At 55.6% G+C, this 12,413-nt stretch carries 10 protein-coding genes; 8 read left to right on the top strand and 2 right to left on the bottom strand.

Annotated features, from left to right (window positions below; all coding sequences use genetic code 11):
- The first annotated feature begins 7 nt into the window (after nucleotides 1-7).
- The 5 genes from rfaQ (at nucleotide 8) to HNQ59_RS01550 (ending at nucleotide 6,364) form a co-directional block, all read left to right on the top strand.
- Nucleotides 8-1,078: a putative lipopolysaccharide heptosyltransferase III gene (rfaQ, locus tag HNQ59_RS01570; RefSeq protein ID WP_184034292.1), complete on the top strand. Its 1,071-nt coding sequence runs from the start codon at nucleotides 8-10 to the stop codon at nucleotides 1,076-1,078.
- 115 nt (nucleotides 1,079-1,193) lie between these two features.
- Nucleotides 1,194-2,339 carry a glycosyltransferase family 4 protein gene (locus HNQ59_RS01565; RefSeq protein WP_184034289.1) on the top strand — a complete coding sequence of 382 codons (1,146 nt, stop codon included), beginning with the start codon at nucleotides 1,194-1,196 and terminating at the stop codon, nucleotides 2,337-2,339.
- A gap of 87 nt (nucleotides 2,340-2,426) precedes the next feature.
- A complete protein-coding gene (gene msbA, locus HNQ59_RS01560) occupies nucleotides 2,427-4,181 on the top strand; it encodes a lipid A export permease/ATP-binding protein MsbA (protein WP_184034286.1) in 1,755 nt (584 codons plus the stop codon).
- A 70-nt stretch (nucleotides 4,182-4,251) separates the two neighbouring features.
- Nucleotides 4,252-5,352 carry a glycosyltransferase family 4 protein gene (locus tag HNQ59_RS01555; RefSeq protein WP_246490805.1) on the top strand — a complete coding sequence of 367 codons (1,101 nt, stop codon included), beginning with the start codon at nucleotides 4,252-4,254 and terminating at the stop codon, nucleotides 5,350-5,352.
- Nucleotides 5,321-6,364 (top strand): glycosyltransferase family 9 protein, encoded by a 1,044-nt coding sequence (locus HNQ59_RS01550; RefSeq protein WP_184034280.1) that lies wholly within the window; start codon nucleotides 5,321-5,323, stop codon nucleotides 6,362-6,364. The genes HNQ59_RS01555 and HNQ59_RS01550 overlap by 32 nt, the downstream gene beginning before the upstream one ends.
- Here the strand turns inward: HNQ59_RS01550 and HNQ59_RS01545 are convergent.
- Nucleotides 6,352-7,350, bottom strand: coding sequence for a glycosyltransferase family 2 protein (locus HNQ59_RS01545; protein WP_184034278.1), 999 nt, complete (start codon nucleotides 7,348-7,350; stop codon nucleotides 6,352-6,354). The genes HNQ59_RS01550 and HNQ59_RS01545 overlap by 13 nt on opposite strands.
- Nucleotides 7,351-8,475: a glycosyltransferase gene (locus tag HNQ59_RS01540; protein WP_184034275.1), complete on the bottom strand. Its 1,125-nt coding sequence runs from the start codon at nucleotides 8,473-8,475 to the stop codon at nucleotides 7,351-7,353.
- A gap of 454 nt (nucleotides 8,476-8,929) precedes the next feature.
- Between HNQ59_RS01540 and HNQ59_RS01535 the strand changes: the two genes are divergently transcribed.
- The 3 genes from HNQ59_RS01535 to HNQ59_RS01525 are packed head-to-tail and all read left to right on the top strand — an operon-like array spanning nucleotide 8,930 to nucleotide 12,413.
- Complete coding sequence (locus HNQ59_RS01535) at nucleotides 8,930-10,201, top strand: O-antigen ligase family protein (RefSeq protein WP_184034272.1); 1,272 nt, start codon at nucleotides 8,930-8,932, stop codon at nucleotides 10,199-10,201.
- On the top strand, nucleotides 10,201-11,334 hold the full coding sequence (locus tag HNQ59_RS01530; RefSeq protein WP_184034269.1) for a glycosyltransferase family 4 protein: 1,134 nt from the start codon (nucleotides 10,201-10,203) through the stop codon (nucleotides 11,332-11,334). The genes HNQ59_RS01535 and HNQ59_RS01530 overlap by 1 nt, the downstream gene beginning before the upstream one ends.
- A 5-nt stretch (nucleotides 11,335-11,339) precedes the next feature.
- Nucleotides 11,340-12,413: a glycosyltransferase family 9 protein gene (locus HNQ59_RS01525; protein ID WP_184034267.1), complete on the top strand. Its 1,074-nt coding sequence runs from the start codon at nucleotides 11,340-11,342 to the stop codon at nucleotides 12,411-12,413.

Here is a 12,413-nt window from a genome sequence, read left to right as displayed (position 1 = left end):
GCCTGCCATGGTTCCAGATGCCATCCCTTTTGATCAGGTTCGTCGTGTCCTGATCATCAAATTACGCCACCATGGCGATGTTTTACTCACATCGCCAGTGATCGCCGTGCTCAAGGCGCATTACCCGCATCTGGAGATCGATGCGTTAGTGTATTCGGATACCGCCCCGATGCTGGCTGCGCACCCTGGCCTCAGCCAATTGCATATGACCCAGCGTAAAGGTGCTGGCCTATTGGAAGAATGGGCATTGTTCCGCCGGTTGCGAGCGCGTCGATATGATGTATTGATCCACCTGACCGACAGCAGCCGTGGCGCGTGGCTGGCCAGATTGCTGAAACCGAGGTGGGCCATTGCCGGACAGGCCAACAAACCTGGGTTCTGGAGAAAAAGCTTTACCCACCTATATCCCATCATCGGCGGCAACCGCCGCCATACCGTCGAAATTCACCTGGATGCATTGCGGCGGGCGGGGCTGTATCCCGATGTAGACGAACGTAAGCTGGTGCTGGTTCCTGGCGAGGCTGCAACGACCAAAGTGCAAGCACTCTTGGCGCAACATGGTCTGGCAGAGCGTGAATTCATTCAGATCCATCCGGCCTCTCGTTGGCTGTTCAAGTGCTGGCCTGCCAATCAGATGGCCGCCTTGATCAATCAACTCACGGCAGCGGGTGAAACAGTGGTGCTGACTGGTGCGCCCGATGAAAAAGAACGTGCATTGGTGGCTGAAATCGAGCAGCAGTTGACCAAGCCGGTCATCAATCTGGTGGGCCAGCTTAATCTGAAAGAGTTGGCGGCGCTGACCCAGGCAGCCCGCTTGTTCATCGGCATGGACTCCGTCCCCATGCATATTGCTGCGGCAATGCAGACGCCAACGGTGGCGCTATTCGGCCCCAGTGGCGATATCGAATGGGCACCGTGGCAGGTGGCCAGGCAGGTGCTGACATCGAGCCACCCCTGCCGCCCCTGTGGGAAGGATGGATGTGGCGGCGGAAAGCGCAGTGAATGCCTGGATGCCATCAGCGTTGATCAGGTTGCCCAGGCCACACGCCACTTGTTGCATCTGCAACGCACCAGCTGAGTGGCTTGATGATCGGCGGTGCCGAAATGATAGGCTTCGCGGCCTTTTCAACCACATTCCTTAGTACATCTGGTGCCTGATCGGCCCAGATCAGAGACCCAAACAGACCTACACCATGAGCCCGACACCCCCTCACATCGCACTGATCCGTCAGAAATACAATGCCGCTGGGGGAGCTGAGCGGTTTGTGTCACGTGCGATTGCGGCCTTGTCGGCGGGCGGCGCGCGCGTGACGCTGTTGACTCGCAAATGGGAAAAGCTGGAAGGCATGTCTGCTATCCGGGTGAATCCGTTCTACCTTGGCAATGTCTGGCGGGACTGGAGTTTTGCGCGGGCGGTGGCCAAGGCCCAGCAGGGGCAGGGGTTCGATCTGGTGCAATCGCATGAGCGACTGACAGCCTGTGATGTGTACCGGGCTGGCGATGGCGTGCATCGGGAATGGTTACGTCAACGCGGGCGGGTCATGGGCCGCTGGGGGCGGCTCAAACTGTGGTTGAACCCCTATCATCATTATGTGTTACATGCTGAGGCGGCCATGTTCACCAGCGCCCGCCTCAAGGCCGTGATCTGCAATTCCAAGATGGTAGCGGAGGAGATTCGCCAGGACTTTGGCCTGCCCGAAAGCAAGTTGCATGTGATCTACAGCGGTATCGACAGCGAGCAATTCCACCCCGGCTTGCGTGTGGCGTATCGATCCAAGCTCAGGGCGACATTGCAGATCGACGACCATTTGCCAGTGTTCATCTATGTCGGCTCAGGGTTCGAACGCAAAGGTGTGGCCTCGGCATTGCGCGCCCTGGCTGCGCTGGGTGGCCAGGCAAACCTGATTCTGGTCGGCCATGACAAGAAGGCCGCTCATTATCAAGCGTTGGCGAGGGCATTGGGGGTAGCACAGCGCTGCCATTTCGTCGGGGCGCAACCGGACGTGAAGCCGTATTATGCGGCGGCAGATGCTCTGCTATTACCCACCCTGTATGATCCCTTCCCGAATGTGGTACTGGAGGCCATGGCCTGTGGGCTGCCAGTGATCACCAGCACCAAGTGTGGCGCAGCGGAGTTGATTGAAGAAGGAAAACAAGGCTTTGTAAGGGATGCCTTGGACATCGGCGGTCTGCGTGATGCGATGCAGGTGCTGTGCGATCCGGCTCAAGCGCAGGTGATGGGCCAGGCCTCGCGTGAGTGGGTATTGGCCATGACACCGCAGAAGATGGCTGCTGAGATGACGGCGCTGTATCAGGCACTGCTTGCGAGGTCGTCCTGATGGTCTTTTATCGGGCCGCCCGGTTTGCATAGGCCCGGGCGTGCTGTTCCGGTATAATCCGCCGATTATTCAGAATGTTGATCCGGCATGTCCGACACCAACTCTAAACAAAACAGTCGTGCGCTTTATTTTCGTCTGCTGCGGTATGCCAGGCCTTATTGGAAAGTGTTCGCCATCTCGCTGGTGGCGATGTTGGTGGCATCTGGCACAGAGGCGGCGTTCACATCGTTGATGAAACCGCTGGTGGATGAAAATTTCGTCCATGCCAAGCGTAATGTCGATCTCTATGTACTCCCGGCCACCATCATCTGCCTGTATCTGTTGCGGGCGGTGGCCACATTCGTCAATGACTATTGTTCCAGCTGGTTATCGTCACGTATTGTCACCGACCTGCGTTATGAAATGTTTGATCGGTTGTTGACCCTGCCGGTCCGATACTTTGATGATCAAGGCTCGGGTCGTTTGATGACCCGCATCACCAACGATGTCAACAATGTGACCCAGGCAGGTTTCAATGTGCTGACCGTCACGGTACGCGATGGCAGTTTGGTCATCTGGTTGTTGGGTCTGATGCTGTACACCGACTGGCAGTTGACCCTGGTCTGCTTCACCGTGATCCCCATCGTTGCCTTGAGCATCCGTATCACCGCCAAACGGCTACGCGGTCTGTCCCACAGCCAACAGCAGGTGACAGGCGAAGTCACTCAGGTGTTGCAGGAAGCAATCGAAGGGCAGCGCATCGTCAAGATCTTCGGTGGACAAGAATACGAACGCGCCCGCTTCAAAGTGCTGGCGGATAAGCTGCGCAGGTTTGGTGTCAAGCAGACGGCTGCATCCTCTGCCAATACTGGCGTGACACAGTTCATGATTGCGGTCGCGTTGGCGATCATCATCTACTTCGCCAGCACGCGTGCGGCCAGTGGTAGCTTTACGGCAGGTAGCTTTGTTGCCTTCATGGGCGCCATGGCTGCCTTGTTTGCCCCACTGAAGCGGATCACCGGCGTATCGGATGCATTGCAGCGGGGGTTGGCTGCAGCTGAATCTGTATTTGAATTGATTGATACGCCACCGGAAGTCGATAGCGGCACGCATGTCATTCAACGTGCCAAAGGGCAGATTGAATTCCGCGATGTCGGCTTCAGCTATCGCGAAGGGGAGCGTCCCGCTGTATCCAATATCACGGCGACCATCCGCCCTGGCCAGACTGTTGCGCTGGTCGGTGGGTCGGGCAGCGGCAAGACCACGCTGGTCAACCTGTTGCCGAAGTTCTATCACCCTACGCAAGGTGAGATCTGGTTGGATGGGCAACAGCTTTCCGATATCGATCTGAAGAGCTTGCGGAACAATATATCGCTTGTGTCGCAGGATGTGGTGCTGTTTAACGATACGGTCGCCGCCAATATTGCCTATGGTCGAGATGATGTATCGCGAGAAAAGATCATCAAGGCTGCGGAGATGGCCTATGCGCGCGATTTCATCGAACAGATGCCCGATGGCTTTGATACGGTGATCGGGGAAAAAGGCACGCGTTTGTCAGGCGGGCAGCGGCAGCGGCTCGCCATTGCACGGGCTTTGCTGAAAGATGCCCCGATTCTGATTCTGGATGAGGCGACATCGGCGCTGGATACCCAGTCCGAGCGTCAGGTGCAAGCAGCATTGGAGCGTTTGATGCAGAATCGAACCACCATCGTGATTGCACATCGTCTATCAACTATTGAAAAAGCCGACAAGATCATGGTCATGAATCAGGGCCAGATCGTCGAAGTGGGGACCCACGCCGAGTTGCTCAAATTTGGCGGACATTACGCGCTGCTGTATCAGATGCAGTTCCGCGAGCCCTGAAATTACCAAAGCACATGAGTGAGCCTGCCCCAGCGACTGATGCATGGGGTGCCTGTATGGAAAGAGATTGATGCAAAAACCGTTGACGATTCTGCATACCGAAGCCTCTTGCGGGTGGGGTGGGCAAGAAATCCGGATTCTCACTGAGATGGCAGGCATGAACGCGCGTGGCCATCGCACCATGTTGATCTGCCCTGCAGAATCCAATATCTACCGAGAGGCTCAAGAACGAGGTCTGGATGCCCATGCCTTGCCCATTGGCAAGAAGCGATTGCCTGGGCTGCTGGCACTGCGGGCTTGGTTGCAACAACAACATGTAGACGTGATCAATACGCATAGCTCAACGGATTCCTGGCTGGCCGCTCTGGCGTGCAAGACTTTGCGCCGAGCCCCTCCCATCGTGCGTACCAGACATATTTCTGCCCCCATCAACAACAAAGGTTCAACCCGCTGGCTGTATCAGGAGGCGACCCAGTTTATCGTGACGACCGGTGAAAGGCTGCGTGAGACCTTGATTCGAGAGAATCGATACGACCCGGAACGCATTCTGTCCGTGACCACAGGGATCGACTCACAGCGATTCGTGCCGGGTGATAAACAGATGGCTCGACAGGTATTGGGGTTAGGCCAGGGCCCGATCATCGGCATCGTGGCCACCATGCGTGGCTGGAAGGGTCATTCCTTCCTGCTGGAGGCTTTTGCCAAGTTGCAGAACCCCCAAGCACAGCTAGTGATGGTCGGCCATGGCCCACAGTATGACAATTTGCGGGCTTTAGCCGAATCACTCGGCATCAGCGGCCAGGTATTGATGCCGGGTAATCAGCAGGATGTGGTGCCCTGGTTGCAAGCCCTGGACTGTTTCGTCCTGCCATCCTGGGCCAATGAAGGCGTGCCACAGGCCATGTTGCAAGCAATGTTCGTCGGGTTGCCCATCATCACGACAGATGTGGGTTCGATTACTGAGGCCATCTCCCACGGCAACAACGGCTTGATCGTGCCTACCAAGGACTCCACCGCATTGTTGCAGGCAATCACCCAACTACTGCAGACCCCGGCCTTGGCGATGGAGATGGGTCGGCAGGCCAGAGCCACTGCACTCGAACGTTTTGATTTTGTGCGCATGATCGACAAGATGGAGCATGTTTTTGAGCGCGTCGTTGTTGGACATTGATGTCAATGAGGTGAAGCGGATACTGGTGATCCATGTATCGCGCATTGGTGACACCCTGTTGGGCACACCAGTCATGGATGCCTTGGCGGGGAGATTTCCTGATGCGGAGATCACCTTTCTGGGGCACCCGAAACGGGCGGAATTGCTGGAAAACCTGCCAACACTGGCCCAAGTCGGGCGGATTACCAAAAAGGTTGCACCTTTCAAAGGCTGGTTCAGCCGTCATCACTATGATCTGGCCGTGGTGGATGGTTTTGATGAGCCCCTGGTGAAATATGCATTGCGCGTGGCCAAGTCGGTCGTTGCGTTCCGTCAGCAAGATGAAAGCTTGAATGCCGTGTTGGCTACTGCGGTGGCGTTCCCGGACATGGCGAACATGACAGCAGTGGATCTGCATCTGTTGCTGCCATTGGCCGTGGGGGCCTCACCCAAGACGAGAGCGCTCAACTACGTGGTCAGCACTGAGGAGAGCCAGTGGGCGGCCCGCCAGCTTGCACAATATGATTTGGTTGATGCTCAGCCGCTGGTCGGCTTGGTGGTCGAGAGTTTTCCAACCAAACCTTATCGAGATTGGCCGACGGAGCATTTTGTTGCAGTGGCCAAGGTGATCCGAGCGCGTTACCCCAAGGCCAGATTTATGCTGTTTGGTGGGAGCCTGGGCGCAGACAAAATTCGACGATTCGAGACAGAGCTGGCGGGCGCTTTTGTCTCCTTTGTAGGGCAGCTCAGCCTCCGACAAAGTGCTGCGCTCATCAGCAAGCTGGATTTATACCTTGGCGTGGATACCGGGCCGACCCATATCGCTGGTGCATTGAAGATCCCGATGATTGCGTTATACCACTGCATGCATCCAGCCTGGCAATTGGCACCACAGGAACATCCTCAGCTGGTGGCCATCCAGCAGGAAACCCCGCCAGAGGGGCGCTCTGGCCAAGTCAGCATGGCCAGCATAATGGTGGAAACCGTGGTGGAAGCAGCGATGACTCTGTTGAGCGGTCGCTATCCTACTTGACTGGGTGGGGTGGTCTTGCTCAGCGCCAAGACTTGTGGCGGGCAGTTACCGAAACGGCGGGCGCGATAATCCTGTACGCCCATCAATGCCGCACGATAGAACGCTACCTTCTCTGCCACTTGAGTGGCAGGTTGCTTGCCAAGCAGCTTGAGCAACTGGATTTGCAAAAGACGCAAGGCGAGTTTTCGTCGTATTTTCAAATGCTCAGACAGCGCCATCCTGCAGTAGTGGCGCAGATATTCCAACCCAGAGAATTGGCGTTCCAGCCACAGTAGCCGATTGCGGAAGATGAAGTAGGCATTGTGTGGTTTACCCACAAACGATGCGGAAATCTTATGCCAAAGATGGGCCTGTGGAACTGAGTAACAGGTGACCCCAGCTTGTTTGGCCCGCCAGCACCAGTCGGTTTCTTCATAGTTCAGGAAAAAGCTGGGCTCCAGCAAGCCGACTTTTTGCAAAGTGTCACGTGGAATCCACATACAACAGCCAATGATCATGTCAACCGGCTGTAAATCAGGCCATTGGTGATCGGTCTGGCCCCGGCCCAGAATCTGAAAACGGCTTTTGTCTGCTTGCCAATGCGCACCGAAATGCCAGATCACTTCAGGCTGTTGGCTGTAAAAGATCTTGGCTCCCAGTACGCTGCCGGGCGCCAATTGATTGGCCGCATCAGCCAAATTTGAGAGCCAGTCTGGCGCAACGATGGTGTCATTGTTGAGCAGAACGACTACTTCAGCCCCGGCAGCCAATGCAGCCTCGATTCCGCGATTGTTGCCGGCGGCGAATCCAAGATTGTCGCCATTCTCGACGAGGGTGATATGCGGAAATTGCTGACGCAGAGCCCTGACGGAGTCATCCGTTGACCCATTGTCAGCAACGACCACAAAGAAGTTTTCGTGGTCATTTGCCAACACCGATTCGACACAGGCGATGGTGTCGGCTCGACCATTCCAGTTGAGGATGACGATTGCGACACGAAGCGCCATTCAAAGCCCTTTCAGAATGCTCAGGTAACGTTCGGCGCGTGCGTGCCAAGTATTGATCGGCGTGGCTTGGCAATTGGTCATTTTTTCCTGCCAAGTGTCGGGGTTCTGTAGTTGCTGTAGCGCCAGGGTCATCGACTGCAGGTCATCTGCCTGATAACTGGCCAAGCCACTCAACTCAGGAAAGTGTTCTCGGACAATGGGTAGATCTGGCGCCAAAATCGGGCGGCGCCATGCGATGTATTCGTTCAGCTTGGTATGTGCGACATAGGGCATGCGGCCACATGCACGGAAAGGCGCCGCCAGCACATGGGCACTGGCTGCTATGGCGGGCAGCCTGGCGGGCTCTACAAATCCTGTGAATTTGATCCGTTCAACAGCATGATCCGGCACAATTGCCTGGATACGTTGGATATCTTGTGGGTGACCGCCGACAATGGTCAGGTGGATGCCGGGCATGCCTATGATCACCTTGACCAAGTCTTCAATGCCCTGCTCCTCGTAGAGTTGACCGATATAGACCACATGCAAGGGCTGTGTCAGCTCAATTGGCGGGGTGATCAGGGGGGGCTCAATCGCAAGAGGAACCACCACGATGGGATTGGTCAGTGAGTAGGGCGGGCTGCACAGGATGTCGCGTAATGCGTCAGTTGTCGTCGTGATGAGATCAGCCTGCGCAAGCATGTCTCGTTCAACCTGGATTTTCCAGTGTGTCGAATGATCCATTGCCATACCTGGAAACCAAGCCAGCTCATGAACTTCATAAATGTACTTGATACCGTCAAGACGACGGGACAAATGAAAGCGTCCCTGCTTGAATACGCTGAACAGCACATGGTCTGGTCGATGGCGCAGAAGGTGGCGTTGGATCGCAAAATTGAACAGATAATTCCAAGTCCAGGGCAACCCGAGATTTCGCCTGAGAATCGGAAAAGTCTTCACCTGCAACTGGTCAGCCCGAGGGGTTTGGTAGTACGTGGCCAATCTATCTGGGGCCAAGCTCTGTTTACCACAAGCCAGGGTCACGTTCGCGCCCGCAGCCGCAAGCGAAGCACAATTGCGCCAGATATAGGCGTCATGCGCTTTGCGTGTCGGGATGATTTCGTTGTACGGGTAAAAAATGTCCATGGAAGGCGGCTACACTACCGGTGCAATCGTCGGGTATCGGTCAATGATGTTCGGGGATCAGTTTCAGTTTTGGGTGTGTGGGGGGTTCAACCTCTTCAATTCTGAAATATATGTCCCTATACAATGGGCTGCGGGGTAGGCAGGGTATGACCTGATCAGGCAATGTTGCGGGATCAAACCTTGATCCAGTTGTGATGGATGCATTTTGCAACGGCCTGGATCGACCCTGACGACTTTTACCATATTTCTTTCGAAAAGCATAACCCTTCTCGCCACCCTGGGCTGGATTGGGCTTGGTATTGGCTCTATCCTGACACAGGAGGCGAGGGGCAGTTGAGTTACAATGGCCCCCTTTCTTGATCCGGCCCGATGGTAACGGGCTGGGGTGGCGATAGATAACGCCAGCTGGATCTGGATGCATGTAAAGCATCAGTCAATGCAAAGTGAAGTGTATATGTTGAAAACATCTGGACGTATTTGTCCGACTGACCCCTGGACAGGTTGGGGGCTGCCGGTTGCAATGGTGCTGATGGCGATTTTGCCGTTTGCTCATACCATGGTTTTGCGTAATCTCTGCGCTACTACACTGATCCTCATCAGTCTGTATGGGTTTTACAGGTTGAACTGGCCCGCCCGGTTTCCAACTTGGCGGGCATGGTCGATTTATCTGGTGGCCGTGGTGCTGTCACTGATCTGGGCTGTCGATTTCAATGAGAGCCTGGGAGACATCAAATCCGAGCTGCTACATGGGTTATTGGCTTTTCTGATTGGCATCAATTGGTTTGGACGCCAGCCTGCCTTGGTTTGGGTGCGCCGCGCTGCCTGGTTGATGACAGCGGTGATATTGATCGATGTCGGCCTGTTCGCAAGTCTTCAATGGTTGAAAACCGGGCTGCTGCCGGACATGGTGGGTGGGTATCTGGTCGGGGTGGGCAAGCTTTCCAGTTACCTGGTCATGACCATACCTATCTTGCTGTTGTCATTGGGCTCGCCGGGTAAATCTCGTTGGGTGGCGATATGGCTGTTGATCGGCAGTGTGGTGGCTTTGATCCTGTCTGCGAATCGTGCCAGTTTTCTGGTGGTGGCTGTCCAGGTCTTGGTTGCTGCCAGTATGATCATGCCACGTCTAGGGCGTGCCAAGCGGCGTATGGTCGTGGCAGGTGTCATCATCGCGACATTGGTTGCGATGGGCTTGACCTATTACCAGTTCATGCAACGTGCGCAGATAGTTGCTCAAGGCAAACAAGATACGGTGGCTACCGTTGATCATTCGATACGGACCGACCCGCGCTGGATCATCTGGTCCCATACATTACATAACCCACGTCATCCTTGGTGGCATGGTGGCGGATTCGGCATTACAACCTTTAAGCTGTTGTATCCAGAGCTTCATCAGCAGCCAGGGTCAGAACTGCATACCCACGCCCATAATGTGTTTCTGAACAAATATGTTCAGTTGGGGCTGCCTGGCTTGCTGGCTTGGTGCTTGTTACTGATTGTCACATTGCGGTACTTGTTTCGGGGCGTGGAAAACGCCGAGCTGAATGCTTGGCGTATCGCGCTGGCCATGTCACTGTTCGGTGCATTGATGAAAGTTCAGACGGATGACTTCTTCCACAGGGATGTCGGCTGGGCATTCTGGATGCTGGCCGGTGTGGCGGTGGGATTGTTCAGCCATCGAACAGGGGGGCGCGCTGTTCAAGTCGGACATCAGGAGCCTGCCTGATGCCTGTGATCACCCAGCTCAATTTACAACGACAGTTTGGTGGGGGGGAGGTCTATACCCGCTTCCTGACCGCAGCCCTGGCCCAGCTGGGGTGGCGGACACGGCTGGTGGTGCCTGCAGATGCGACATGCTGGCAAGACATGGATCTGTCCAACGCTATCCTGGTGCCTGTCCTGTCTGCTGAAGATATCGCCAATCATATTCCTGTTGGGGAGCAGGTGTTGACCCATGGTGCAATGGGCGGGACTGCCATGGCTGCGGTCAGGGCCAAATGCCCCCTATTTGGCATTGCTCATATGCCATCGTATGGACGTAGCCCGCTTGAATTTCAGGAGTATCGAGGGGTATTGGCGGTTTCTGACTACGTGCGATGTAGCTTGCATGATATAGGTGTCAAACACTGTTTTGACCAGCCTTTGCTGGGCGTGGCAGATCTGGACAGGCTTCGTGGCGCGAGCGCCCAGCCAATCCTGGCCACTTCCCGCTATGACTGGGACATGCGCAAAGGGCGTGATCGTCTATTTGCCAAGATGGAGCCTTGGATTGAGCCATTCATCCGTCGGCAACGTTACCAAAAGCAACCTGGTTTGACATTGGGCATCGTTTCCCGGCTGACCACGATCAAACAGTTCCCACAGTTGTTCACCTTGTTGGCACCCATATTGGGCGAGTTTCCCAATGTCCGGCTGGAAGTATTCGGTGCCGGTGGGTATGCCTCTGTTCGGGATCTGCAGCGCGCATTGAAACCGGTTGCGGACCGTGTCCGCTACTGGGGGCACCAGCGGGATGTGGCGTCTGTCTATCGGCAGCTTGATTTTGTGATGTCCGGCTTGCCGGAAAAAGAGGCCTTGGGCTTGAACCTGATCGAAGCACAGGCCTGTAACACACCGGTGCTGGCGGTGAATGCTGCACCTTTTACCGAGACGGTTGCACATGGCAAGACGGGATTTCTCTATCAGGACCCCAGGCAGGATGGGGGGGCGGATTTCCGACGCCTGCTGTCGATGCTGACAACAGCTGCTTCGTTTCCCAGGCCACTGGAGTGCCCTGAACATTTACAACAATTCTCGTTTGATGCCTTCGTCAAGCGGGTTGAAAGTGCGCTGGTCTTCATACAGCAGCGTACCATCTGAACAACATGGAAGCATCTGACACCCTCCGTATATTGATCATTCGCCGCGACAACATTGGCGATCTGGTCTGCACTACACCGATGATCGCCAGCCTGAGAGCACGCTTTCCTGCTGCGCAGATCGATGCATTGGTGAATAGCTATAACGTCGCCGTGTTGGCGCACAATCCGCATCTGAATAGCGTGTTCGCCTATACCAAAGGCAAACATCGGGCCGAGGGTGAATATGTACTGACCAACTTATGGCGACGTTTCGCACTTTATGTCCGGCTACTGCGCAATCGGTATGATTATGTGATCCTGGCTGGTAACGGGTTCACTGGCCGTGCGGCAGGAATGGCCAAGCGGCTGCTGCCAAAGCACATCATTGGATTTACACCAGATGGCCTGCCGACCGCCGCCATCGATTTGCCGCAAAAGGTGCCGACGGCTGCCCAACACTGTGTACAGTTGATGGCACCGTTGACTGTCCCGCTTGGGGTGGAGAAACCAGCCGAGCGGTTGACACTGGTGCCAAACCCGGATCAGGTACGGATCGCCCGGCAGCAACTGAACGCCCATGCAAGCTATCGGGCGGGTATGAAATTGATCGGTTTGCATATCAGCGCGAGAAAGCCGAGCCAGCGTTGGCCTGCTGAGCGTTTCATCGCTTTGGCACGTCACCTTTACCAGCATCAGCGATGTGGCATCATGTTGTTCTGGTCGCCAGGGGATGAGCACAATCCCCTCCACCCGGGCGATGATGGCAAGGCTGCCGCCATCATCAACGCACTGTCGGGCCTGCCTTTGTTCCCATGCCCCACAGAAACCTTGCCAGAGCTGATTGGCAGCATGGCTTTACCCGATGAGGTGATCTGTTCAGATGGTGGTGCCATGCACATTGCTGCTGGGCTGGGTAAACCGATTGTCTGCTTCTTTGGTCTGTCGGATGCTCAGGTCTGGCACCCCTGGGGCGTTCCCTTCGAAATACTGCAGCCACCCAGTAAAGAGGTAGCCGACTTGACGTTAGAAGAAGTGGTGGCTGCCTATGGCAGATTGATGGCGCGTGTCGGCCAACCTGACACCCAGCAGGTGGAATAA

Origin of the sequence: Chitinivorax tropicus, assembly GCF_014202905.1 — a bacterium.
Taxonomy (GTDB): Bacteria; Pseudomonadota; Gammaproteobacteria; order Burkholderiales; family SCOH01; genus Chitinivorax; species Chitinivorax tropicus.
Note: the sequence above shows the minus strand (reverse complement) of the source record. Positions and strands in the feature narration are given on the sequence as shown.

Coding starts and splice junctions, on each gene's coding strand:
- HNQ59_RS01540 (WP_184034275.1), bottom strand. CDS start 8,475: ATGGACATTTTTTACCCGTACAACGAAATCATCCCGACACGCAAAGCG.
- HNQ59_RS01550 (WP_184034280.1), top strand. CDS start 5,321: ATGTTTTTGAGCGCGTCGTTGTTGGACATTGATGTCAATGAGGTGAAG.
- HNQ59_RS01525 (WP_184034267.1), top strand. CDS start 11,340: ATGGAAGCATCTGACACCCTCCGTATATTGATCATTCGCCGCGACAAC.
- HNQ59_RS01535 (WP_184034272.1), top strand. CDS start 8,930: ATGTTGAAAACATCTGGACGTATTTGTCCGACTGACCCCTGGACAGGT.
- rfaQ (WP_184034292.1), top strand. CDS start 8: ATGGTTCCAGATGCCATCCCTTTTGATCAGGTTCGTCGTGTCCTGATC.
- HNQ59_RS01555 (WP_246490805.1), top strand. CDS start 4,252: ATGCAAAAACCGTTGACGATTCTGCATACCGAAGCCTCTTGCGGGTGG.
- HNQ59_RS01545 (WP_184034278.1), bottom strand. CDS start 7,350: ATGGCGCTTCGTGTCGCAATCGTCATCCTCAACTGGAATGGTCGAGCC.
- msbA (WP_184034286.1), top strand. CDS start 2,427: ATGTCCGACACCAACTCTAAACAAAACAGTCGTGCGCTTTATTTTCGT.
- HNQ59_RS01530 (WP_184034269.1), top strand. CDS start 10,201: ATGCCTGTGATCACCCAGCTCAATTTACAACGACAGTTTGGTGGGGGG.
- HNQ59_RS01565 (WP_184034289.1), top strand. CDS start 1,194: ATGAGCCCGACACCCCCTCACATCGCACTGATCCGTCAGAAATACAAT.